Raw genomic sequence first — 24,221 nt, 5'->3', positions numbered from 1 at the left:
TCATTAGTAAACGATCCACAAAACCATTGATCAGGCCCGGATCGCTTCCTCCACCAGCTCCAGCGCCGACAGGTTCCACGGCAGCAGCGCCTCGTAGTCATCTGCCGTCTTCGCATACGGCAGCCGCTGCAGCACATGACGCAGCCACGCATACGGCTCCCGCCCGTTGGCCTTTGCCGTCTCGATCAGCGAGTACACCACTGCACTGGCATGCGCACCCGCCGGTGTGTCACTGAACAGCCAGTTCTTGCGGCCCACAACGAACGGGCGAATCGCATTCTCCACCCGATTGTTGTCTATCGGCAGATCTCCCCGCTCGACGTATCGCACCAGGCGCGACCAGTACCGGTACAGGTAGCCCAGTGCCTGACCCAATGGGGTTTTGGGCGGTACAAGCGGCAGCATTTTGTCCAGCCAGTCGCGCAGTTCGGCCAGCACCGCCTTGCTGCGGCTCTGCCGCGCCTCGAGGCGTGCCTCGTCCGTGGCATCGGCGAACTCGCGCTCGATCCCATAGAGCCGGCCGATCATGTCCATGGCTTCATTGGCCCGTCCCCGCTTGCCCTTGCTGGCCTGCACGACCTTGACGAAACCACGCCGTGCGTGTGCCCAGCACACCAGGTGCTCGACACCCTCGGTCCTGCCCACGGCGTTGTAGCCCTCGTAGCCATCGGTCATCAGATAACCTTGCCAGCCCGCGAGCAGGCGCAACGGTACCTTGCCGGAACGACTCGGGTCGTAGTCATAGATCACCACCGACTTGTCCGGCGGACCGCCTTTTTGCACCCACATGTAGCCGGGTGATCCCGTTTTCTTGTTGGGCTGTTTGAGCACCTGCACGGTGGTTTCATCCATGTGGATCACCGGACTGTCCAGCAGGTGGTCGCGCAGCAGGTTGTGGATGGGCTGCAGCGCCTGTGCCGCACCGATCACCCAGCGGGCCAGCGTCTGCCGGGGCGCATTGACGCCACAGCGGGCCAGCACGTTCGAGAAACGTGCCAGCGGCATGGAATCGACGTACTTGGTGGTCAGCAGCATGGCCAGCAGGTTATTGCTGGCATTGGTTTTGGGCAGCACCTGCAGTGGTGTCGGTGCGGTGCGCGGTGCCGAATCGCCCCGGCTGCAGGCATAGCGCTTGCAGACATGACGCAGCACCCGGATCTGCATCGGGATGATGTCGATCTCCTCACGAACACTCTCACCGATTTCCGCCATGGTGCAACCGCAGGGGCAGGTGCGCTCGTCCTCGGGCATTGCATACACGATCTCCACACGCGGCAGATCCGCCGGCAGCGGCTGGCGCTTGCCACGGGGTTTTGCCGGCTTGCGGGGTGTGGTGCGGGTGTTCTCTTCGGGCAGCTCCGCCTGGTCGTCAGCATCACTGCTGCTCTCTGCCAGTGCATCAGCTTCATCGAAGAGCCGGTACTGGGCTGACGAGGTTTCAGTACTGCGGCCGAACTGGCGCCGGCGCGCCATTTCCATTTCCTTGATATAGACGCGCAGGCGCTTGAGGACTTCGGCTTCGACGCAGGCCTTGAACTCGGCCTCGATACGAGATTTGAGCCCGGCATCGACACGGGCCTTGATCTCAGCCTCGATGATTTCCTGCTTGATTTCTTCGCGCAGCTCTGCACGCGTTTGTTCGCGGAGTTCTACCTGCAGCTCTTTCACGATCTCATCGCGCAAATCCTGCCGCAATTCCTGGCGCAGCAGGTCGCGGGTGCCAGCATCGAGCTGCATTGCCATGCCTTGCTGCATGTATTGCGCAAACCGCCGCATGGCTTCGGGTGAGCCATGTGGTCCGTAGTCGGCCGGAGAAATATCCGGTGATGGGGCGGCAGCAGGTGAACGGCGGCGGGCAGGTGGCATGCCCGCCATTATAGCCCGGTGGCAGCTGATAAACCCGTATCAAATGCAGAAAATGTCTCCGCCAATGACGGGTTTTGTGACCGGATTAAAAACAGGAAAGCCGGCCGTCAGACCGTGTTCTGATAATGCAGCGTCTGGTGCGGCCGGTTGCGCCACAGGTCGAACCCTTCGAGCAACCACTCCAGCTCCCGCATGCTCAGCGTGCAGGTCTGCTGCGACGCCTGCAGTGCCGGCCATGCAAAGCGCTCCTTCTCCAGTCGCTTGTACCACAGGCAGAAGCCGTTGCGGTGCCAGTACAATGCCTTGATCTTGTCGCGCTGGCGGTTCACGAACACAAAGAGCGCATCGTCAAACGGGCTCATCTGCAGCTGCTGCTCCACCAGCGCCGAGAGCCCACCGATGGACTTTCTGAAGTCCACCGGCTCACGGCACAGGTAGACGTTGTCGATATGGCAGCCCGGATGCATCAGTGCACCTGTGCGCTCATGCTGGCCACCAGCTGCCCCAGCCACTGCGGCGAAGGCAGCGTGGCAAGCTCCATGCGCACACCCGGCGCAAGCCACACGGTGCAGGGCTGGATGGCGTGCCGCTCGGCCAGCTGGACGGCAACCAGGGGTGAAGCTCCTTCCGGGCGCCTGCCTTCCTCCGAGACCCGCCGACGGTGGTAGTACAGCGATGCCGCGGACAGCCCCTCGCGAGCGGCGTAGTCCTTGATGCTGATGCCCTCGGTCTCGATGGCCTGCAGGTGCGCGGCCCAGTCCACCTTGTTTGTCATGAATGCCTCCATCCTGATCGGGTTGCAAAGGAGGCAACTATGACTGAACGCAAGTCAGGTGAACAGAATGTTCATAATGGATCGTTTACAGTGCATCAGCAAGGGCAAGGCGCAGCAGCGCTACGAGTTTGGCGTCAAGACCAGCATCGTCTGCACGCACCGTCAGGGGCTGGTGGTGGGAGCGCGCACCTTCGCAGGCAACCCGTATGACGGGCACGTGCTCAACGCACAGCTGGAGCAGACCGGCATCCTGCTGCAGGATGTGGGCCGGCGGCCCCGTGAAGTGATCGTGGACCTGGGCTACCGGGGCGTGGATCAGGACAACCCGGACGTGAAGATCCTGCACCGTGGACGCAGCAAGTCGATGACGAAACGCCAGCGCAAATGGGTCCGGCGCCGACAGGCAATCGAGCCGCTGATAGGTCATCTGAGTCAGTCCTGAACAACCCAGAATCCGCACGTCAGCCTGTTGCTGAACGGAACGACCGAGAGACTGGACAGGACCGGGTTGGTGCCGCTCTGCCGTCTACAACGTTATTTCTGACCGATCCGGCAGCATCAGCCATACACAGGCCAGAATCGACAGCAAAATAAAGGCACAAAAACGCCGCAGCCGGCGCTGCAGCCGACGCAGCAGCAGCCGGATGTTGTGTCCGGCACCGCACAGCACTGCGTGAAGTGCATCTCCCAATGCCCCCTTGAGCCAGTTTCGGTCAAGTTTGCCATCGGTCTTCATGTGGCCTATCGTCGGTTCGATGGCACTGCGGCGTCTGATCATCGCCCTGATCCCGCGCGTCACGCCTCGCCTCTGTCCTGATCGCAGGATTCTCACGCCCGGCACGTCAGCACCGCGATAGCCCTTGTCCACAACGGCAGTGTCGATACGGCAATCTCCCACAATCGACGCTTGCTCCAGTGCTTCGTACAGGGTGTGGCCGTCGTACGGCCGGCCCGGCATCGATCTTGCGCCCACAACGAAACCTTCCCTGTGCGTCGTGGTGATCGAGACCTTGACACCGAACTCGTAGGGATTTCGGGCCTTGCCCTTGCTGATGCACTCCACCTCCTGCGCATGCAGTGCGTACAGCTTGTTCCTGTCTTTCGGCTGCTGCGTCAGAATCCGTTCGGCCCGTGCCATCAGGTCATCAAGCCATTGACGCAATGGACCGGTCACCTGCTCTCGTTGCCGGTCGATATCCCGCCAGATACGCCCGACCCGTTTGCGCAGCTTGCCGAGCACATTTCGCATCCGCTTGAACTGTCTCGCATGCGCATGGCGGCCCACCTGCCTCGCCAGCTGAGGGGCTACACGACTGTAGCTCTGCCGCAGCTTCAGGCCACGCGCCCTGGCGGCCTTGACCAGATGCTGTCTGGTACGCTCCAGAAGCCGGGAATCCGTTGGATGCGCAATCGCCTTCGGCATGACCGTCGTGTCCACGATCACCGTCTTGAAGCTGGATTCCTTGAGCATGCCAAGTTCCTGCGCCAGAACCAGCGTCAAAGACAGCATCTCTTCCACGCCAGCCTCGCCCAGCCTTTTGCGCCAGCGCGTCAGGCTGGACGGATCAATCGGCGGCCTGGTCTGCAGATAGATCTCCCCGGTAAAGACCTGCCAGTACGGGTTCTCTACCCAGGTTGCCACCACTTCCTCGTCGGACAGATCGAAGGCGTGCTGCAGATACAGCAGCCCCGCAATCAGACGTGGGGACGTGGCGGGCCGCCCTGTACGGGACTTGAACTGGTCCGCCACCAGTGCATCGATGCGCTCCCACTGGATCCGGTCACCCAGCAGGATCAGCGGATGCTTCAGGTTCAGGTGATCGCGCAGCGGATACCCGAACAGCTCGCCAGTCTGTGGTTGTGATGGCTTTGGACCCATGAGAACCCCGGAGAAATTGCAAGAAAACGAGCCCCTATGATCGCAAATCCTGCAATTTCTGCAGGGTGGTTCCCGGGCTCAGGCACTGGGAATCAGGGGCGAAGCGGGTTGTTCAGGACGGACTCATTACACACCGGCACAGCCGGATTGGCTACGTGACGCCGAGCCAGCGACATTGCGGACAGGACGTGGACATTCTGCAGGCCCGGCACCGTCTGTACGAGATGGCGCGCAGCCAGACACCATCACGCTGGTCGGGCAATACCCGCAACTGGCAACCCATCACGAGGGTCACGCTCAACCCGGAGCGTGACAGCGTGGCTCAGGCAGCCATCAATCCGCGCGATAACGGACAGGTGGCTGCATGATCCATCGGACAACTGCCTTGACTTTCACCGAGATTCATATCAATGCAGGCCCAAACGGCAGCAAAAACACGGCTTGCGATTGGGGATACGTGCGGGGGATTGATATATCACATCACAACTAGGTTGACTTTAACCGTCCCCTCTCGGGCATCGCCAGCGCCCCGGTGTAGTTACCGAAATGTGGAGATCTCGCGTCACCACATCCACAACAGCGTTCTCCGGTGGCGTCAGTCTGGCCACTGCTCTTTCCTTGAATGTCTTTCCGTATCCGGCCACATTCTTTGTCCCGTTTCGCCCTCGGGTTGCTGGTTACCATCGATCATACAACTATTGTGAACTATATGGTTTACGATTCTCTTGTTTTCTCTCCGATTTTTGGAGAGAAATCCCTGCTACTGACTGCCAACACATCCGCTCGTCACCATACGACTACGCTTCTCGGTCATGAGAGAGACACAGCTCTGCCATGATGAAGGATTGGCGGCCGGTTCGTACTCCCATACACTGAGGCCACTCTCGCCTGCATGCAAAACAATTTCAGCGGCGACCCAGTTGGAGGCAGGCAGATCGAAATACATGTATTCGTTATCTCGCACATCATCGAGACTGAAATCCCGGGTAACGATTGCGCCATCTTTGGACAGGAAGGCAATGTTCGCTTGCCCCGTCAGTTTGCGCTGATAGGTAGCCAGCAATACCCCGATCCGGTTTACCGACGGAGCAAGCGCTTCAGCAGTCTTTTCGAAGCGAACAGGAATGGCACTGTCTGGATGAAGCGGTTGGCTTGCACGCGTTTTACCGAGCACCAACTTGTTCTGGGCAGTCCATGGCATGTAGTACGAAGCCAGAAGTCGATGTGTTATTGTGGCAAAACCAAAGGCGAACAGAATCCACAGCAACAGAACAAGAAGGGCACGGCGCCATCCGGCAGGAAAACTCCAGCGGGAAACTGCAAGCAAAACCATCATGACTGGGATGAGGAAGTAGCGACCCTGCACACCGTTGATGATCTGTGCCGGATAGTCATTCCACGAAACCAGCAAGGCAAGAAAGACTAGAAAGATACTGCTCATGCCACACAGCAGGAGCGCCCCCCTTGCCAGAAGCGCTTGCCTGATTTCCATCGGACCAGCCAGCGACAGCAGCACGATTCCGCCCAGAAGTACCGACAGGACATCATAGACAACAAAGGGTACTGGAACACCCATGAATGCACCAATGAACGACATCCAATAACCGACTCTTGTAACATAGTCGGAAAGGGTTCGGTTCAGCACCGCTATAAGCTCGGCCGGGTCATGCAGATAGGCGCTGGCCACCTGCCCCGTAGTCATAGCCCGCTGTATGCGAAAATCAACAGCGGAGGGCAGAGCAACAGCCATCCATACCAGTACAGCAAATACGGTCACCGATGCAACAACCCATACCCACTTCTTGCGAGATGCCCAAGCGCCCACAAACGGTAGCAAGAGCATACTGATCAGATGCGCCCGTGTCGTTGCCACGACGAACAGGGAGGAGGCCATCAGTATCATCACAGAGCGCGGTGTGTCCTGCCCGGACTTCATGACTCGCTGAAAGCAGGCGATAGCCAGAACCGAAAGTGCCGATGAAAATGGATCAAGACTATTTGACACGACCTGAAACATACTCATCGGCAACAACAGGATCGCCAGATTAGTAAAAGACGGCGAATATATCCGAAACGCAAGCGCCAATACCAGAGCAGTGGATATCAAAGTGACGATACGCGCCAAATAATAGCTGAAATGAACGGGTATGTTAAGTGCCTTGCCAATCCCAAGGCCAATTGTTTGTGGTACATACACCAGTGGGAAATAATAGGCAGTACCTGGCGTCGTCGCAAAAACATCATGACCCGCCCACATGATCTTGCGCGCCTCCTGCTCTGCCGACAGGGTTATTTTTGCTCCTTCTGCATTCTGCCTCTCACGAAATGCAAGGTAATTTTCAAGCCCCTGATCTATATATCCCCCCGACATAGTCCGCCCATTCCGGCAACGTGGTTGACCATCCGTGCAGGAATTCGTCTCAAGCATAATCTGTCCACGCAGAAGCAGATAGGCTCTGCGCACGTGATCCTGCTCGTCCACCGATTTGAAGGGGGGGATGATCAACGACCACACCAGCGCGAGCAGCGCTGCGAGCAGCCATAACCACTTCATGCCGCAGAACGCATCTGCGGCGGCGACGACTTTAGCTCGAAAACCAGAAAGTCGATCAGTCATTACGACAAGCTCTCTTAAAATCTGCGGCAAATGCACAACAGTGTGCACACCCATGGTAGAACCGAAATCCATTTCTTCTGACATTCAGTCAGTGCAAAATGGTCAATGTAAAGATTCTACAACATAGAAACAGATAAAAAGAGAGTATTACAGACTACATCTACGTCGTCTGGCTGATCACCCCGGAAACCCGCGACGGCCAAGCCATCGAGAAGTCATCCCCAGCCAGCGTCAGGTTCGGACTGTAAGCCGGGTCATCGGCAATCAGCGCCCCCCAGCGTCCCTTCATGATGGCCGCCTCGGCCAGCAGGCGCTGCTGGTTCTCGCCATCCAGGTCGCTGCCGCGGCTGGCAGATTCGTGGTGTACAAAGGAAGCGAACGGATTGTAAAGGTTCCGTAATCCTTTGGCACGAACTTTCAGGCAGAAGTCCACATCGTTGTAGGCCACCTTCAGCGTCTCGTCGAAGCCGCCCACGGCCTCGTACACACGTTTGCGAACCATCAGGCAGGCAGCTGTCACTGCGCTGAACATCTGGTGCGCCGAGGCCCGGCCAAAGTAGCCGAAGTTGCCGCGCGGAATGCCCTTGTGGGCGTGCGAGGCCACGCCGCCGATGCCCAGCACCACGCCACCATGCTGCAGCGTGTTGTTGGGGTACCACAGCTGCGTCCCCACGCAGCCGATGTCCGGCTGGCTGGCAAAGCCCAGCATTTCCTCGATCCAGTCGTTCTGGGTGATTTCGATGTCGTTGTTCATCAGCACCAGATACTCGCCGTCGGCCTGCGCCACGCCCAGGTTGTTGAGCGCCGAATAGTTGAACGGCATGTCGGCCCGCACGATTCTGACGTTGTCGTGTGCTTCCAGGCCCTTCAGGTAGGCCACGGCGCGCTCTTCGGTGCTGCCGTTGTCCACCACGACGATCTGGTAGGGCTGGTAGCTGGTCTTTTCCAGGATGGAGTCGATGCACATCGACACCAGTTCCACCCGGTCCCGCGTGGGGATGATGATGCTCACCAGGGGCGCGGGGCTGGGCAGCCTGTGGCGGATGCGCAGCAGACCCGGAACACGCGGTGCGGGAAACACTTCGGAGTCGGGCTTGCCCATGCGCTCGAGGTGCGAGGAGATGGACTTGAGCTGGGCCTGCAGGGCGTAGTCCTTTTCTTCCAACGCCAGGGCGGTGCTGCCGGGGAAGATGCGCCAGTGGTAGAGCACGCGCGGCACGTGCACGATGTTCTCCACCCCCACCTTCTCAATGACGCGCAGGGCGAGGTCCCAGTCCTGGGCGCCTTCGTAGCCCACACGGAAACCGCCGATCTCTTCCAGCACGCTGCGGCGGTACACGCCGAAGTGGCTGATCATGTTCTGCGACAGGAAGAGTTCGTAGTTGAACTGGCACTTGAAGTATGGCGCCTGGCGGACGTTGTCTTCGGTGACCTTGTCTTCGTCGGAATAGATGAGGCCGGCGTTGGGGTGCTCGTGCACGGCCAGCGCCATGTACGCCAGCGCATGCGGCGGCAGCAGGTCGTCGTTGTCCATCAGCGCGATGTAGTCGCCGGTGGCAATTTCCATGGCCGAGTTGGTGGCCGCCGAGATATGGCCGTTCTTCTCGCGGAAGATCAGTTTGATGCGGCTGTCCTTTTCGGCCAGTTCGGTGAGCAGCGTGCGCACCTCGGGGTTGGGCGAAGCGTCGTCGGCAATGCAGATTTCCCAGTGCGGGTACACCTGTGCCTGGACGGATTCGATGGCCTGCTTCAGGTAGTTCAGGGGCGGGTTGTAGACGGGCATCACCACCGAGAAGGTGGTGGTCAGGTCCATGGCGTCGATTTTTGCCTTCAGCGCCGCCATGGTGTCGGCATCGGTGGGGTCATACAGGCGCAGCCAGCCGTGGTAGGGGTCCTCCCCCGGCTGCAGCAGGGCAGCCTGGGCGGCAGCGGCCGGCACGTTCAGCAGGCGTTCGGCGTTGCCGATGCGGGCCTGCAGGCCCTGCATGCCTTCGTTTTTCAGGATGGTCACGGCCTGGCTGGCCGTTTTGGCCACGCCGCCACGCAGGGCAATGGAGCGGCGCAGCAGCGCGGCCTTCTGGCGGGTGCGGTTGATGGGGGTGCCCACCCAGCGGATGGGGGCCGTGAGGCGCCAGCACAGCGACTGCTGCATGGCGGTGGCCAGGTGGTGCAGCTCGACGGCGTGGCTTTCGGCAGCAGCACGGGCGGCGCGGGCCTCTTCCAGTGCCACGCGGGCCTCGTCCAGGCGCTGCTGCAGCCTGTCGGCCTCGATTTTCTGCAGGCCGGCAAACTGCTGCTGCAGCTGTGCATGTTCGGCCTGTTCCTGCCGACGTTCTTCCTGCAGGCGGGCCAGCTGGCCGCGGCTCTCCTCCAGTTCGGCCTGCAGGCCATTCACCTGCAGCTGCAGGCAGGCGGTACGCGGGATGACCGTCTGGATGTCGGCCATGTTCTGCAGCTGATTCTGCCCCTCGGGGGTGCCGACCCGGGCCAGGGCCTGCAGGATGTCATCGGGCACCTGGCTGCCCAGGGCCACCACGCCCATGCCCTGGTCGTAATCAAAGCGCACGTGCGGGTGACTGGCCTGCAGCTGCGGCCAGAGTTCGGCGGCGCCCGTGCCGGCTTCGGCCGTGCCCAGCAGCAGCACGACGGCGCGGTCGGAGAGGCGGTCACGCCAGCTTTCGAACTCGTTGCGCACGGTGTCGGGCGAGTAGCGGCCATCGATCAGCAGCAGGTCGATGCTGCCGGGCTCGAAGCGTGGCAGGGCCTGGGCGCTGCCCATGCGCAGCAGTGCAGAAAACCGGACGTAGTGCTGGCGGTTGTATTCGGTGGCACCGGGAATGGCGGGCGGCTGCGTGGCTTTGCCGCCTGTCGCCCTGCCCGCCATCGAACCGCTTTCGGCGACGCTGGCCGTCGTACCGGTTGCGGCGCTGTCCATCGCGCCATGTGTGGCACTGTCCGTCGTGCCGGTTGCTGCGCTGCCCGTGGTGCCGGTTGCGGCGCTCTCCGTCGTGCTGCCGTCTGCAGCGCGGGAAGCAGTTTTCAGCTGCTTCAGGGCCAGGTCTTCGGCCTGCCAGGTTCCCACGGCACAGCAGCGGGTGGACAGCTGGTGCTCGGCCACGGTCTGGCAGACGGCAAAGTACAGGTTGCCCGACTGGGTGCCCAGCTGCACGAACTGGCCGGGTTTGAGCTGCCGTACCAGCCACACCACGAAGGGGATGTGACCCTGCTGTTCAAAGGGCGGCGCCAGGCGGGCCGGGCGAAAGGCGAGCACTTGGGAAAGAAGCGATTCCATGGTGTCCTTTGGACAGGGCATGCTGCGGTAAGAGAGATGAAAAGCGGAAAAAACGGTTCGGCCCGGCAAAGCCGGGCCGTGACCGGAGAACAGGCCGGTGGTCGCTCAGATGCGGCTGCGGCGGCGGAGCGTGCGCAGCCAGCCGGACCAGCGCCAGCTGCGCGAGCCCAGCAGGGTCTGGATCTGGGCTTCCAGCGCCTTTTCGCGCTGGCGGCCCTCGTCGATCTGCTTCAGGCTGGCCACGTTTTCCTGTTCGCGGGCCGCCAGCTGCTGGCGCAGGCCCTCGGCCTTTTCTTCGGCCCGGTGGGTGTGCTGCTGCTGTTCGTGCAGGGCGTGGGCCTGGCTGGCCAGGGTCGGAAACACCATGGGCACCGGGCGGCGGGTGCCAGTATATAGGCCGTGGCTGACGGCCTTGACCGATACGGCGCGCAGAAACTGTTCTTCCAGCGCCAGCCAGCGTTCCACGTCGTCGGGTGTGGCATGGTAGCCACAGGCATCGGCCAGGGCGATGACCACGCGGGCAATGGAGCCCAGTTCATCGTGCGGCACCAGCCCGGTCTGCAGGGCGTGCATCACGCCCCGGGTGAGCACCCAGCCTGCCGGGACCGGACACGAGACTTCCCATTCCTGGTCGATGACCTGGTGACGGCCCGTGCTCTCGCTGGTCAGGATGTTGAACGGCACCAGGTCCATCATGCCACCGGGCAGCGACAGCAGGCGCAGCGGTCGGCCGCGGGAGCCGAGCTGGCTGCCCGGCGCGCCGCCAGCGGCCGGTGTACCGGCAGCCTGTGTACCGGATGTGCCGGGCGGGGTGGCTGCCTGGTCGACGCCGGGTTCTCCGGCTGTCTCACCGGCCCCTGCCGTGGCGCCCTGCCCCGGGGCCGCACAGGGCATGCCGGCGGCGGCCAGGGCGGCGGCTTCGTCCTCCACCGGCAGCAGTGGTGAGGCACCGACCTGGGCGGCAAACAGCAGGGTTTCGCACCACGGGCGCAGGGCCTCGACCAGTGCGGGCACGTTGCCATCGCGCACATGGGCGGCCAGCGCCGCCCAGGCCATCTGCTGGCCGGGGAAGTAGTCGGAGTCCTGCGTGTTCAGGCTGATGGTGTGGCCATCGGCCAGCGGCAGCGTGCTGGGTTCGTGCGGCAGAATGCGCCGTTTGGTGACGCGGATGCTGCCGCCCGACTGCGGGACGAAGCGGGTTTCGGTGGCCATGCCGCGGTGCCGGTGCACGGCCGCAAAGGTCCAGGCCATGGCTGCAGGCTGCCATGCCTGCTGTTCCGGCCGCTGGGCCACGACGAGGAAGGAGTTGCTGAAGTCGCCCAGCAGGCCGTTCTGCGCCAGCACGCGGTTGACCAGGGCCTCGTCGAAGATGCGCTGGCGGTTGTCGCTGTAGTCTTCGCTGTCGCTGCGCAGCAGCAGGTCGTGCGCCTGAAAGTCGGGGTGCGCAAGCGCAGCATCGCTCAGCACGATGCTGGGCACCTTGTAGTCGGGGTACGGGTACAGCCACTGCTGCTGCGGCAGGCCGGCCCGGGCCAGCACGCGGGACAGGGCCTGGCGGCCGAAGGTGCGCGGGCCGCCGGTACGCTGGTAGAGATCCTGGATACCCATGAAGGGCTTGCCGAGGTGGTCTTCACCACAGGCATTGAAATACTTGAGCCCCAGCTGGTTCTCGATGGCCACCACCAGTTTGCCGCCAGGCTCGAGGTGGCGCATGGCGGCCTGCAGGTAGGACTGGTAGGGGTCTTCGGCCTCCGAATAGGCCGCGGCGTATTCGAGCACGCCGATGAAGGTGACCCAGTCGTAGGGGCCTTCCACCTCGGCACCCTGCAGGTCGTCGGCAATGACGGTGACGTTGGGCAGATCGGCGCAGCGGGCCGCCGCCACGCGGGCACGGGCCAGGCTGCCTTCCACGGCCGTCACCTCGGCCCCCGTTTCGCCCAGATAGCGGGTGATGGCACCGGTGCCGCAGCCCAGCTCCAGCACGCGGTCGCCGGGGCCGATGTCCAGCGGGCGCAGCAGACAGTGCCGAGCGCGGCTGAAGTGGTAGCGGGTGGACCAGTCGACGATGTTGTCGAGATACTCGGGCGAGAAGGTGCTGCGGTCGTGCAGGCTTTCGACGATGTCGAGCAGGCGCTGCTCGGCCTCGGCGCCCTCGGAGTAACCAAAGGCTTCCGCCTCGGGGCGGAAGTACAGGTTGTACCGCGTGTCTTTCTGGTAGCTCATGAGTCTGCCTGAATGTCCACCCGCATGTCGAAATCGGCCAGCCCGTAGCAGCGGGACTGGCGGCTCACGTGCAGCAGCATGCTGTCGTAGCGGCGGTCGAGCGGTTCGACCTCGCCCCCGCCGATCTCGTGGGCCACGCCCAGCGACAGCAGAAAATCACCGGCGCCGATGCGCAGGTCCAGCGAGAACACCACCCGCACGGTCTGCCCTGCCCTGGCCGGCTGCATGACCGGGCCGTCGGGGAAGTCGCGCGAGTTGCTGCCGTAGACGGTGATGCCGTCCGGCGTCTTGATGGTGAGGCCGTAGATGGGCGCGTTCACGTCCACCCGGAAACGTACCCACACGACCACCAGAACCTGCTCGCCGGTGTTGAGGCGCACGGTGTGGTCGTGCCCGTTGGTGGTGACCATCACGTCGGTGATTTCCACCTCGCGGCTGCCCCAGCGGTACTCGTCGGTGTTGTAGCCGGGGCGGTCTTCGAAGCGCGAGGGAGAAGCGAGCGGAATCAGCGACAGGGGGCTGTCCTGGCGGGTGTTTTTTGAATTATGGGCGTCGTCATCCTGCATTTCGCCGTGCGATGACAGGATGCCGGCACCCGTCTGGGCGCCATCGCCGCCCTGCTCTTGCGCCCCCGGTGCGTCCGGTGCCGCGCTTTCCAGCTCCGACGCCCGGATGGGCTGCCGGGCCGCGGCCCGGGCTATCCGGCCGGAAATGTCGTCGTCACCCTCGATGTCCGGGCGTCGTAATGCAGCATTATCACCGTTGCTGGCCTCATCGGCCACGGCATCGTCCTGGCCTGCAGCACCATCCTGGCCGTCGGCGTCAACGGATTTTCCCTCCACGGCCGTACCCGCTGCGATGGCGCCCTTGCTGGCCGTTCCGGAACCGTTGCTGGCCGTGCCGGAACTCTTGCCGGCCGCTGTGGCCCCCTTGCCGGCCGTCGTGCTGCCCTTGCCGCCCTTGCCCGGTTTGTCACGGCGCTGCACGCCGAAGAGCAGGTCCAGATAGGTATTGGCCACGTCCCTGGGTGGGCCTTCCTGGTGCACCACGCCGCCTTCGAGCAGGATGGCGCGGTCGCAGTGGCGGGTGATCTGTTCGGTGGAATGGGTGACGAGCAGGATGGTGGTGCCGCGCGAGACCAGCTCTTCGAAACGGCGAAAGCACTTCGCCTGGAACTTGGCGTCGCCCACGGCCAGCGCTTCGTCGACGATCAGCACGTCGGGGTCGATACAGGCCGACACGGCAAAGGCCAGCCGCACGTACATGCCGGACGAATACGACTTCACCGGCCGGTCGATGAACTCGCCGATGTCGGCAAAGGCCTCGATGTCGGCAAAGCGGCGGGCGATTTCCTCACGGCTCACGCCCAGGATGGCGCCATTGAGGTAGACGTTCTCGCGCCCGGAAAACTCCGGGTTGAAGCCCGCCCCCAGCTCCAGCAGCGCGGCCACACGACCGCGGATTTCCACATGGCCGTCGGTGGGGGTGAGCGTGCCGCAGAGGATCTGCAGCAGGGTGCTCTTGCCGGCACCATTGCGGCCGACGATGCCCACGGTTTCGCCACGGCGCACGGTGAAGTCCAGCCCCTTCAGCGCCCAGAACTCGCGGAAATACTGTGGCGGCGTGCGGCCCACCAGCCGGGCCATGCGCCCCACCAGCAGCTGCTTGAGCAGATGGCCCGGGCTGTCGTAGAGCTGGAAGCACTTGGAGAGGCCCGAAACGCGGATGGCCACGTCGTCGTCCAGCCCCGGATCCCGCGGGACGGCCGGGGGCTGGTCGGGAAAGGCCGGACCGGAAGCGCTGGCCGGGACTCCGCTGGCCTGGGTGCCACCGGCCGGGACCATGCTGGCAGTGGCGGAGGCGCCTGCCACGGCGGAACCGGTCGCGGCGGAGATACTGACACCAGCCGCCGGTGCGCTGCCGGCCACGGCAGGGTTGGGGGTGCGTTCAGAGGACATCGGCAAACCCCCTGCGGATGCTCTGGAACCACACGAAACCCAGCCATGCGAACAGCGCCATGCCGGCGGTGAACAGGCCCCACTCCGTCCAGCTGGGCAGGTTGCCCCAGATGAGCACGTCGCGTGACTGCGTCATGGGGATGGTGAGCGGGTTGAGCTTGACCCACGGACGCAGGGTTTCGGGGATGGCTTCCAGCGAAAAGAAGGCCGGCGAGATGAACAGCATGACGGTGAGCACCACGCCGATGGCCTGTGACACGTCACGCACATACACACCCAGCGCAGCCAGCCACCAGCTGGTGCCCAGCGAGAACAGCACCAGCGGAATCCAGACCACCACGATGAGCGGGGCGGTGAGCGGGATGTGCCCTTCCATGAGCAGCAGGGCCACCAGCAGCACGGCTATGCTCACACCGGCCTGGAAGAGCGCCGACAGCAGGCTGACGGCGGGCAGGATTTCGAGCGGGAACACCACGCGCTTGACGTAGCTGGGGTTGGAAATGATGAGTGACGGTGCGCGACCGGCCACCTCCGAGAACAGGGTGTGCACGATGACACCCACGAACAGGATGATGGCGAAGTCGGTGTGGCTCTGCTGGGCCCCCGTCTGCCAGCGCGCCTTGAACACCACCGAGAAGACGAAGGTGTAGACGACCAGCATGAGCAGCGGGTTGAGCAGCGACCAGAACACCCCCATGACGGAACCGCGGTAGCGGGCAACGATTTCCCGCCGGGCCATCTGCAGGATGAGGGTGCGGTGCCGCAGCAGGGTGGACACCATGAAGCCCGGTGAGGTGGGTGTGGCGGCGTGTGGATTCAACGTTGTGCGAACCAGATCGGAAAGGGCTGCCGGGGCACCGGGCCGGGTGTGCCGCCAGGGGCACGCTCCGGAACGGACCGGCAGCGGAGGTGGATTATCATGCAAATGATACGGCGATGATCCGTCGGCCACGCCTGCATGGCCCCATGGATGGGCGCAGCTGTGCCAAAGCCTTACAAGCGCGTCCGTATGCGTTACAAAACCGGCACGGTGGCGTACACAGAGGAGGCAAATGAGCTGCCCTGCTGCGCCATGGCCCGCCGGCACTGCCACGCATGGCACCGGACATGGCAGCCACACACGGCCACCCGTACCTGGCAGCGGCACACGGAAACCCTGCATGGCAGCAGGATGCCGTGCTGCGTGCTGCGTGCTGTGTGCTGTGTGCTGCGTGCTGCAGCCTACACGGGTTGCCGGGCTTCGCGCCGGATTTTTGTTACACCGGAGGTGATGTGTTTTTCGACGCTGCATCCCTGCTGCCCTCCCTGCGCGGCGCTTTCCGGGGCCGGCTGCTGGAGAGACCGGACGAGATGACCTCCTTCGTGCGCGACTACCGGCAGCGCTGGGGAGGCCCGGCGCTGGCGGTGGCCCTGCCCGACAGCACGGACGATGTGGCCGCAGTGGTGCGCTGGTGTGCGGCGCACGGGGTGGCCATCGTGCCGCAGGGGGGCAATACGGGGCTGACCGGGGCTTCGGTACCTGCGGGTATCGTCGGGGGCGCGATTGCAGGGCACAACGGCGTGTCCGCGCCGGCCTCACCGAACCCGACGGCACCGACCGCATCGGCGGAACCATCAGCCACGGACACCGGGGCAGGCCCGCAGCCGGACCGGGACCGGCCCGTCATCGTGCTGTCGCTGAAACACCTGCAGCGGGTGCGCAGTGTGGACCTGGCGGGCAGCACGATGGTGGTGGAGGCCGGCTGCACGCTGGCAGCGGCACAGGCGGCCGCGGCGGCGCACGGGCGACTGTTTCCGCTGTCACTGGCCTCGGAAGGCAGCTGCACGGTGGGCGGCAACCTGGCCACCAATGCAGGCGGGGTGCAGGTGCTGCGCTACGGCAACATGCGCGAGCTGTGTCTGGGGCTGGAGGTGGTGACGGCCAGCGGCGAGGTCTGGCACGGACTGAACCGCCTGCGCAAGAACAATACCGGCTACGACCTGCGCGACCTGTTCATCGGGGCCGAGGGGACGCTGGGGATCATCACGGCAGCGGTGCTGAAGCTGTTTCCGCAGCCGGCGGGCCGGGTGGTGGCACTGGCACAGGTGGATGCACCCGAACAGGCGCTGGCGCTGCTGGTGCAGGCCCAGAGCCGGCTGGCGGCCGAACTGACGGCCTTCGAGCTGATGTCGGCCGACGCCCTGGGGCTGGTACACAGGCATTTTCCGGAGCTGCCAGTACCTTTCGGCGCTGCCGCGGGCGCCACACCAGCCGGGCAGGACCCAGGCGCTGGGCAGGATACAGACGCCAGACAGGACGCAGGCGCGAGGCATGACGCAGACACCGGACACGACAGGGCCCGTGCAGGCCGCCAGCCGGTGACACGTCCCTGGTTCGTGCTGCTGGAGGCCAGCAGCCTGCACAGCGAGGCGGCGGCGCGCGAGGGGCTGGAGACGGTGCTGGCGGCGGCCATGGAGGCCGGTACGGTGCGCGATGCCGTGCTGTCGGGCTCGCTGGCGCAGTTTGCGGCGCTGTGGGCGCTGCGCGAGAACATCTCGGCCGCACAGAGCCGCGAGGGGCGCAACATCAAGCACGACATTTCGGTGCCCATCGGGCGGATTGCCGAATTCATGGTGGCAGCAGAGGCGCAGCTGCGGGCAGCGTATCCAGCGGTGCGGCTGACGGTGTTCGGGCATCTGGGCGATGGCAACCTGCATTTCAATGTATCGCCACGTGCGCAGTTTGCACGGCAGTATGACGAAGCGTTTGCGGCGGACGAGGCGCGGGTGAATCACATCGTGCACGATGTGGTGGCAGCCCACGAGGGCGCCATTTCGGCCGAGCATGGGATTGGCGTGCTGCGACTGGCCGAGCTGGCGCGCTACAAGCAGCCGCTGGAACTGCAGATGATGCGGGCCATCAAGGCGGCACTGGACCCGGACGACCGGATGAATCCGGGCAAGCTGCTGCCCACATACTGCAAAGTCATGAAATAACGCCCTCCTATAATGCGCGGTGACCCGATATTCAGAACGACGGACGCTGCCACCATGCTTTATCCTCCTCCCAATCCCGCCCCTGCCCTGCCCATTGCCGTGATCACGGGGGCCGGCAGTGGCATTGGCCGTGCCGTGGCGCTGGCCTTTCTGGCCGCCGGCTACGGGGTGGTGCTGGCCGGGCGCCGGCAGATCACCCTGCAGGAAACGGCCGACCAGTCCGCACAGCCGGGCCGCGCGCTGATCATTCCCACCGATGTGACCGACCCGGATGCGGTGACGCGCCTGTTCGACCGCACGGTGGCGCATTTTGGGCGCGTGGACGTGCTGTTCAACAATGCGGGCATCAGTGCACCGGCGGTGCCGCTGGAATCACTGTCGCCCACGCAGTGGCGTGCCGTGGTGGACACCAACCTGAGCGGACCGTTCTACTGCATCCAGAACGCCTTCCGGGTGATGAAGGCGCAGAACCCGCGTGGCGGGCGCATCATCAACAATGGTTCGGTGTCGGCCTACGCACCGCGGCCAATGTCGATGCCCTACACGGCCACCAAGCACGCCATGACCGGCCTGACGAAGGCGGCCTCGCTGGACGGACGCGATTTCGACATCGCGTGCAGCCAGATCGACATCGGCAACGCGGCCACCGACATGACCCGGCCGATGGCCGAGGGCATTCTGCAGGCCGACGGGCGCGTGGCCACGGAACCGACCATCGATGTGCATCTGGTGGCGCAGGCGGTACTGGACATGGCCCGGCTGCCGCTGTCGGCCAATGTGCAGTTCATGACGCTGATGGCCACCAAAATGCCGCTGGTGGGGCGCGGCTAGCGCGTGTCGTGGGCGGGTTCGTCCCCGCATCCGCCCCGGATCTGCGCGTGGACAGGGCGCCATGCACAGATTGGGGAGGCGGGCGGCCGCCCCCTGCTCCCGCGCACGCCACTGCCGTTGCACGCACACACGGCAGTTGTTGTTTTGCAACCACCATAGGCCCGCCCATGCCGTTAAAACGACCCCGTAGCCCATTCATGCCGCCGGGATGATGCGGGGGAGGACAATGCCCCCTGTCGGCGGCCGTCGTGCGCGGACGTTGAATGAGGCTCAGCGCGTGCCATGGACCCCTGTGTGTCATGGACGCTTTCGCCCCCCGCGAAAACCCCTTCACAAGAACCAGCCAGCCAACCTCGACCATGACGAACAGACATTCACCCCGGACGTCCCGCGTTCTCTCCCTGCATCCGACTGACGCGCCGTCCGTGCACGGGCACGGCCGTGCCGGCGCTGCGGCCGCTTCGAACGGGCTGCCGTCGCCCGGCAGCCACGACACGCCGCGCCGCCGGCGCCTGCTGCCCGCCCTGCTGGCCCTGCAGCTGGCGGCGGGCGGACTGGCTGGCGGCTGGCAGGACACCGCCCGGGCCGAGACGCTGCCGGAGGCGGTGGACATTGCGCTGAAGCTGCATCCGGCCGTGCTGGGTGCGCGCCGCAATGCCGAAGCCATCCGTCACGAGGTGACGGGCGCGGCCAATGGCATGAATTTCCGCTTCGGCGTGATTGCCGAACCTTCGGTGGCTTACCAGCGGGGCGTGGGCCGTGACAAGCGCAGTGGTGATCTGGGGGCACAGGCCATCAAGCCGCTGTACGACGGTGGCCGTACCGACAACGAGACCGACCGCCAGAAGGCACGGCTCTCCAGCGCCAACTACAGTACCGAAGCCTCGCGCGACGACATTGCGCTGCGCGTGGCCGATGCCTATATAGAAGTGGTGAAGCAGCAGGATCTGGCGGTGCTGGCCCGCGATTATGTGGCCGGCATCGAGGCGCTGCAGGCCCGGGTGCGCGAAATCGTGCGCATCGACAAGGGCCGCGGCTACGATCTGCTGCAGACCAATTCCCGCCTGTCGCAGGCACAGCTCACGCTGGCCGACCGCGAGGGACAGCTGGCCGAGGCCCGCGAGGCGCTGACGCAGCTGGTGGGCCAGCCCGTGAAGGGGGTGACGGCCGCCACGCCACCGGGCGAACCGGTGCGTTCGCTGCAGGAAGCCATGGACCTGCTCAACAGCCATCCGGCCATTCTGGCACGACGTGCCGAGGTCAATGCGGCCCGCAAGGCGGCTGCGGTGGCCGATGCCTGGGTCAAGCCCACGGTGAACCTGCGGGCGCGCGTGACCAGTCCGCGCAATTTCGATGGCAAGCGCGAGTGGTTCGGCGGCTATGACCTGGGACTGGTGACGGACTGGAGCCCGTTCGATGGCGGTGTGGGCGCGGCCACGGCAGCGGCTGCCAATGCGCAGGTGCTGACGGCCGAAGAGGCGGTGTCGAACACCCGCCGCACGCTGCAGACCGAGGTGGCACGCCACTGGACGCAGATCCAGTCACGCGTGGGGCGCGTGAGCACCCGCGAGGAACTGGTGGAGAGCACACGCAAGGTGCGCGAGGCCTACTGGGAGCAGTTCCAGATCGGCAAGCGCAGCATCATCGACCTGCTCAACGCCGAAAACGAAATCTATGCCGCACGGCTGGGGGCTGCCACCGAGCAGGCGGAGCTGACCCAGGCCCGTTACCGGCTGCTGGGTGCCACCGGCCAGCTGCTGCCCCGGCTGGGCATTGCCCCGCTGCCGCCGGTGACGAGCGAGCAGGAGATGGCCGAACGGCAGCAGCGCAATGGCATTCCGGCGCTGCCCGATCTGAACTGAGCGTGTGTCATGGACCCATTCCGTCCATGACACGCCCTGAAGGCCCGGCACGACACGGGCCTGCCTGACCGGTCCTGCGACGCCTGATGGCGAACGCCCGACCGGTGACCCGAAACCGACACGGGCAAGAAACCAACCACGACATGAGTACACAACCCGAGATTGCACTGCCCTCGATGCAGCCGCAGCCCGATCCGCTGCTGACGGCGCTGTCGCAGATGCTGGCGCGCTTCGACATCCACAAGAGCGAGGAGGCGCTGGCCACCGGCATTCCGCACGAGCGGCCACTGCAACCCGCCGGCATGATGCGCATTGCCGAAGCGCACGGCTGCAAGGTGCGCATCCAGCATCGCGCACTCGACAGCATCAATCCGCTGCAGCTGCCGGTGGTGTTGCTGCTGCACGACCTGCGCGCCTGCCTGCTGCTGGAATGGCGCCGCGACGGCAAGGCGGTGATCCTGCCCTGCGAGCAGGGCGCCATCGAGCTGGAAGTGAAGCACGAGGACCTGCAGCGCCAGTACATCGGCACCTGCCTGCTGATCCGTCCGGCCATTGCCGAGGACAAGCGCAGCCCGATCGAGATCGACAAACCGAAGGGCCACTGGTTCTGGAGCACGATCTGGCGTTTTCGGGGTTATTACATGCAGGCGGCCATTGCGGCGCTGCTGATCAACGTGCTGGCGCTGGCGGGCACGTTCTTCACGATGAACGTGTATGACCGGGTGATTTCGAACCAGGCCTACACCACGCTGTGGGCGCTGGCCAGCGGTGTGATGGTGGCGATGCTGTTCGAATACCTGTCGCGCAACCTGCGAAGCTGGCTGCTGGACAACGCCGGCAAGAAGGCCGACCTGCTGCTGGGCTCGACACTTTTCCGTCAGGCGATGATGTCACGGCTGGAAAACCGTCCGCAGTCGGCCGGGGCCTTTGCCAACACCATCCGTGAATTCGAATCGGTGCGCGATTTTGCCACCTCTGCCACACTGGCCACCATCACCGACCTGCCCTTCGTGCTGATGTTCGTGTGGGTGATCCACGCCATTGCGGGGCCGCTCTTCTGGGTGCCGCTGGCCTGCATTCCCATTCTGGTGATCGTGGGGGCGCTGGCACAGATTCCGCTGTCGCGCTATGTGAAGGAACATCTGCGCGAGGGCAGCATCAAGCAGGGCATTCTGGTGGAAACGCTGGAAAGTGCCGAGGCCATCAAGGCGCTGCGCATGGAAAGCCAGGTGCAGACCCGCTACGAGCGCGCCTCGGCCCTCACCGCCCGCACCTCGATGAAAAGCCGCAACATTACGGCCATGGTGAACAACTTTACCGCCCTGCTGCAGTCGATGTGCACGGTGGCGATGGTGGTGTGGGGCGTGTATCTGATCGGTGACGGCACGCTCACGCAAGGGGCGCTGATCGGCGCGGTGATTCTGGCCGGCCGCACCATTGCACCGGCTGCGAGCATCACGGCACTGGCCGTGCGCTACCAGCAGGCAAAAACGGCGCTGACCTCGCTGAACCGTGTGATGAACACGCCCACCGACCGCGATCCGGAACGGAACTATCTGCGCAAGCCCACTACGACGGGTGCGCTGTCGGCCGAGAATCTGGCCTTCCGCTACGACCCGATGTCGCCCGATTCGGTGCGCGAGGTGAGCATGACGCTGAATCCGGGTGAGCGGGTGGCGGTGCTGGGCCGCATCGGCAGCGGCAAATCGACGCTGCTGAAGGTGCTGGCCGGGCTGTATCTGCCGCGCGAGGGCTCGGTGAAGCTCGATGGCATCGAGATCCAGCAGATCGAACCGGCCGACGTGCGCCGCCACGTGCTGTATGTGGGGCAGGATACGCGACTGTTTTTCGGGACGCTGCGCGAGAACCTGAAGGCCGGCAACCCGCACATCGATGACGATTCGATGATGCGCATTGCCGATGCCTTTGGTGTGCACCAGATGGCCAGCCGCCATCCGCGCGGCTACGACATGCCCATTGGCGAAGGCGGCAACGGGCTCTCGGGTGGCCAGCGTCAGGCCGTGGCCCTGGCCCGCGCCGTGATTGCCAACCCCGCCGTGATGCTGCTGGACGAACCGACCAGCGCCATGGATACCGCCACCGAGACGATGGTGATGCAGGCGCTGTCGCGTCTGTCCACCCGCCAGACGATGGTGTTCGTGACGCACAAGCTGCAGCTGCTGGATTTCGTGAACCGGGTGATGATCATGGATGGTGGTGTGCGCGTGGCCGACGGCCCGAAAGAGGCAGTGCTGCAGGCCCTGAAGGAAGGCAAGATCCAGGGGGTGCGCCGTGTCTGAACGTTCCACCCCTAATCATGAACAACCCACAGGAAAACCCGTGAACACACAGGGTAAAACACAGCCCGGCACGACACGGCCGGAATCCCGTGCCGTGGCGGCTGCAGCGCCCACCGGGGTCGCGGCCGGCCGCAGCGGCAGGCGCCCTGCCCCGGGCAAGGACGTGGTGGTGGCCGGCCAGCGTGCCGTGGAACCGCGCGATACCTTTGCGCATCCGGTCTATGCCGGCAGCGGCAGCGATTTCGATTTCATGCGTGACATGCAGCAGGCGATGGTGAATGATCGCCAGAAAAGCAGCTTTCTGCTGCTGGCGCTGATGCTGTCGCTGCTGGTGGCGGCCGCCGTGTGGGCCAATTACAGCAAGCTGGAAGAAATCACCAAGGGCGATGCACGCATCATCGCATCCAGCCGCGAACAGGTGATCCAGTCGCTGGAAGGCGGCATTCTGTCCGAGATGATGGTGCGCGAAGGTGCCACCGTGGAAAAGGGTCAGCCGCTGCTGCGCATCGACGAAACCAAGGCACAGTCCTCCTACCGTGAAGGGCTGAGCAAGGTGATCAGCCTGAAGGCCTCGGCTGCCCGCCTGCGTGCGGAGGCACGGGGCACCCCGCTGAAATTCCCCGACGACGTGCTGTCGGACACGGAAGTGGTGGACAACGAGACGGACACCTACAACGCCCGCCGGCAGTCGCTGCAGCAGGCCATGGAAACCTCGAAGGCCAGCCAGGCACTGGTGGCTCGCGAGATTGGCATTACCAGACCGATGGTGGCCAAGGGGCTGGTGGCCGAAACGGAACTGCTGCGCCTGCAACGGCAGTACAACGACCTGCAGGCCGCCATGCAGGAGCGGGTGAACAAGTACCGTGCCGATGCGGCCAACGACCTGTCGCGCGTGGAGTCCGAGCTGGCCCAGGTGCAACAGGCACTGACCGCCCGGCAGGACCAGGTGACCCGTACCGTGCTGACGGCGCCGGTGAAGGGCATCGTGAAGAACATCCGGATGAACACGCGCGGCGGGGTGATCCAGCCGGGTCAGGACATCATGGAGATCATTCCGCTGGAAGACCAGCTGCTGGTGGAGGCGAAGATCCGCCCGCACGAGGTGGCCTTCCTGCGCCCCGGCCTGCCGGCGACGGTGAAGATCTCGGCCTACGACTACGCCATCTACGGTGGCCTGCATGGCGAGGTGGAGCTGATCAGCCCGGACACGCTGCGTGACGACGAACAGCGCACGGCCGGCAGCAACCGCTACTACCGCGTGCTGGTGCGCACCACGTCATCGACACTGAGCGCGGGCGGCAAGGAGCTGCCGATCATCCCCGGGATGACGGCCTCGGTGGAAATCCGCACGGGCGAGAAGACGGTGATGGACTACATCCTGAAGCCGATCCTGAAGATGCGGGAGGCGTTCCGGGAGCGGTGACCGCTCTGCCTGAGCAGCCGCAATGGTCGCCCCGGCTGCTGCACGATACCGGCCCGCGCTTCGGGGCTCAGGCAGGTGCAGGTCCGATCCATGGCAACACTTCATCTGGGGAAGGGGTGTTGCATCCGAAAGTGAGTCCTGGGCCTTCCGCGCCCTTCCCCGACAGGGCCCGCCCGACGTGATCCGTCCGGCGGGCCTTTCTGTGCCTTGACCTGAAAC

Annotated in this window: 14 protein-coding genes and 2 pseudogenes; 7 read left to right on the top strand and 9 right to left on the bottom strand. The window is 64.3% G+C overall.

Going from position 1 to position 24,221, the window contains the following annotated elements; translation table 11 throughout:
• Window positions 1-30 precede the first annotated feature (30 nt).
• From tnpC to tnpA, 3 genes are all read right to left on the bottom strand, one after another.
• On the bottom strand, window positions 31-1,866 hold the full coding sequence (gene tnpC, locus EHV23_RS01695) for an IS66 family transposase (protein WP_158615786.1): 1,836 nt from the start codon (window positions 1,864-1,866) through the stop codon (window positions 31-33).
• Window positions 1,867-1,973: 107 nt separating this feature from the next.
• Window positions 1,974-2,333 (bottom strand): IS66 family insertion sequence element accessory protein TnpB, encoded by a 360-nt coding sequence (gene tnpB, locus EHV23_RS01690; protein WP_125094433.1) that lies wholly within the window; start codon window positions 2,331-2,333, stop codon window positions 1,974-1,976.
• Window positions 2,333-2,641 carry an IS66 family insertion sequence element accessory protein TnpA gene (gene tnpA / locus EHV23_RS01685; RefSeq protein WP_125094432.1) on the bottom strand — a complete coding sequence of 103 codons (309 nt, stop codon included), beginning with the start codon at window positions 2,639-2,641 and terminating at the stop codon, window positions 2,333-2,335. Before tnpA ends, tnpB begins: the two co-directional genes overlap by 1 nt.
• 85 nt (window positions 2,642-2,726) lie before the next feature.
• Here tnpA and EHV23_RS01680 point away from each other — a divergent pair.
• Window positions 2,727-3,071: pseudogene (locus tag EHV23_RS01680) on the top strand (transposase); the annotation flags it as partial.
• Window positions 3,072-3,167: 96 nt separating this feature from the next.
• Here EHV23_RS01680 and EHV23_RS01675 read toward each other — a convergent pair.
• On the bottom strand, window positions 3,168-4,520 hold the full coding sequence (locus EHV23_RS01675) for an IS5 family transposase (RefSeq protein ID WP_125094430.1): 1,353 nt from the start codon (window positions 4,518-4,520) through the stop codon (window positions 3,168-3,170).
• Window positions 4,521-4,651: 131 nt separating this feature from the next.
• Here EHV23_RS01675 and EHV23_RS01670 point away from each other — a divergent pair.
• Window positions 4,652-4,888, top strand: a pseudogene (locus tag EHV23_RS01670) (IS3-like element ISAzo10 family transposase); the annotation flags it as partial.
• 392 nt (window positions 4,889-5,280) lie between these two features.
• Here EHV23_RS01670 and EHV23_RS01665 read toward each other — a convergent pair.
• From EHV23_RS01665 to EHV23_RS01645, 5 genes are all read right to left on the bottom strand, one after another.
• Window positions 5,281-7,221: a DUF2142 domain-containing protein gene (locus tag EHV23_RS01665; RefSeq protein WP_125094428.1), complete on the bottom strand. Its 1,941-nt coding sequence runs from the start codon at window positions 7,219-7,221 to the stop codon at window positions 5,281-5,283.
• Window positions 7,222-7,297: 76 nt separating this feature from the next.
• Window positions 7,298-10,429, bottom strand: a complete 3,132-nt coding sequence (locus EHV23_RS01660; RefSeq protein WP_158615784.1) for a glycosyltransferase — start codon at window positions 10,427-10,429, stop codon at window positions 7,298-7,300.
• A 105-nt stretch (window positions 10,430-10,534) separates the two neighbouring features.
• Window positions 10,535-12,652, bottom strand: a complete 2,118-nt coding sequence (locus EHV23_RS01655; RefSeq protein ID WP_125094426.1) for a class I SAM-dependent methyltransferase — start codon at window positions 12,650-12,652, stop codon at window positions 10,535-10,537.
• On the bottom strand, window positions 12,649-14,610 hold the full coding sequence (locus EHV23_RS16465; protein WP_125094425.1) for a Wzt carbohydrate-binding domain-containing protein: 1,962 nt from the start codon (window positions 14,608-14,610) through the stop codon (window positions 12,649-12,651). Before EHV23_RS16465 ends, EHV23_RS01655 begins: the two co-directional genes overlap by 4 nt.
• A complete protein-coding gene (locus EHV23_RS01645) occupies window positions 14,600-15,430 on the bottom strand; it encodes an ABC transporter permease (protein ID WP_125094424.1) in 831 nt (276 codons plus the stop codon). The genes EHV23_RS16465 and EHV23_RS01645 overlap by 11 nt, the downstream gene beginning before the upstream one ends.
• A 452-nt stretch (window positions 15,431-15,882) precedes the next feature.
• On the opposite strand from EHV23_RS01645, the gene EHV23_RS01640 reads away from it, so the two are divergent.
• The 5 genes from EHV23_RS01640 to EHV23_RS01620 all read left to right on the top strand — a co-directional run bounded on the left by EHV23_RS01640 (window position 15,883) and on the right by EHV23_RS01620 (window position 24,002).
• Window positions 15,883-17,586: an FAD-binding oxidoreductase gene (locus EHV23_RS01640; RefSeq protein ID WP_238990232.1), complete on the top strand. Its 1,704-nt coding sequence runs from the start codon at window positions 15,883-15,885 to the stop codon at window positions 17,584-17,586.
• Window positions 17,587-17,640: 54 nt separating this feature from the next.
• Entirely contained in the window at window positions 17,641-18,417 is a 777-nt protein-coding gene (locus EHV23_RS01635) for an SDR family oxidoreductase (protein WP_125094423.1), read from the top strand.
• A 359-nt stretch (window positions 18,418-18,776) separates the two neighbouring features.
• Window positions 18,777-20,279: a TolC family protein gene (locus EHV23_RS01630; RefSeq protein WP_158615783.1), complete on the top strand. Its 1,503-nt coding sequence runs from the start codon at window positions 18,777-18,779 to the stop codon at window positions 20,277-20,279.
• Window positions 20,280-20,422: 143 nt separating this feature from the next.
• Window positions 20,423-22,579, top strand: coding sequence for a type I secretion system permease/ATPase (locus EHV23_RS01625; protein ID WP_158615782.1), 2,157 nt, complete (start codon window positions 20,423-20,425; stop codon window positions 22,577-22,579).
• Window positions 22,580-22,619: 40 nt separating this feature from the next.
• Entirely contained in the window at window positions 22,620-24,002 is a 1,383-nt protein-coding gene (locus EHV23_RS01620; protein WP_238990231.1) for an HlyD family type I secretion periplasmic adaptor subunit, read from the top strand.
• Window positions 24,003-24,221: the final 219 nt, after the last annotated feature.

Source organism: Lautropia dentalis (assembly GCF_003892345.1).
GTDB classification, from domain to species: Bacteria; Pseudomonadota; Gammaproteobacteria; order Burkholderiales; family Burkholderiaceae_E; genus Lautropia; species Lautropia dentalis.
The sequence above is the reverse complement of the archived record's forward strand: the minus strand, read 5'-3'. Positions and strand labels throughout refer to the sequence as shown.

What these genes read in the sequence shown, in the direction of transcription:
- EHV23_RS01630 (WP_158615783.1), top strand. Translation starts at nt 18,777, where the DNA reads ATGACGAACAGACATTCACCCCGGACGTCCCGCGTTCTCTCCCTGCAT.
- EHV23_RS01655 (WP_125094426.1), bottom strand. Translation starts at nt 12,652, where the DNA reads ATGAGCTACCAGAAAGACACGCGGTACAACCTGTACTTCCGCCCCGAG.
- EHV23_RS01675 (WP_125094430.1), bottom strand. Translation starts at nt 4,520, where the DNA reads ATGGGTCCAAAGCCATCACAACCACAGACTGGCGAGCTGTTCGGGTAT.
- EHV23_RS01625 (WP_158615782.1), top strand. Translation starts at nt 20,423, where the DNA reads ATGAGTACACAACCCGAGATTGCACTGCCCTCGATGCAGCCGCAGCCC.
- EHV23_RS01665 (WP_125094428.1), bottom strand. Translation starts at nt 7,221, where the DNA reads ATGTCAGAAGAAATGGATTTCGGTTCTACCATGGGTGTGCACACTGTT.
- EHV23_RS16465 (WP_125094425.1), bottom strand. Translation starts at nt 14,610, where the DNA reads ATGTCCTCTGAACGCACCCCCAACCCTGCCGTGGCCGGCAGCGCACCG.
- tnpA (WP_125094432.1), bottom strand. Translation starts at nt 2,641, where the DNA reads ATGACAAACAAGGTGGACTGGGCCGCGCACCTGCAGGCCATCGAGACC.
- EHV23_RS01635 (WP_125094423.1), top strand. Translation starts at nt 17,641, where the DNA reads ATGCTTTATCCTCCTCCCAATCCCGCCCCTGCCCTGCCCATTGCCGTG.
- EHV23_RS01660 (WP_158615784.1), bottom strand. Translation starts at nt 10,429, where the DNA reads ATGGAATCGCTTCTTTCCCAAGTGCTCGCCTTTCGCCCGGCCCGCCTG.
- tnpC (WP_158615786.1), bottom strand. Translation starts at nt 1,866, where the DNA reads ATGCCACCTGCCCGCCGCCGTTCACCTGCTGCCGCCCCATCACCGGAT.
- tnpB (WP_125094433.1), bottom strand. Translation starts at nt 2,333, where the DNA reads ATGCATCCGGGCTGCCATATCGACAACGTCTACCTGTGCCGTGAGCCG.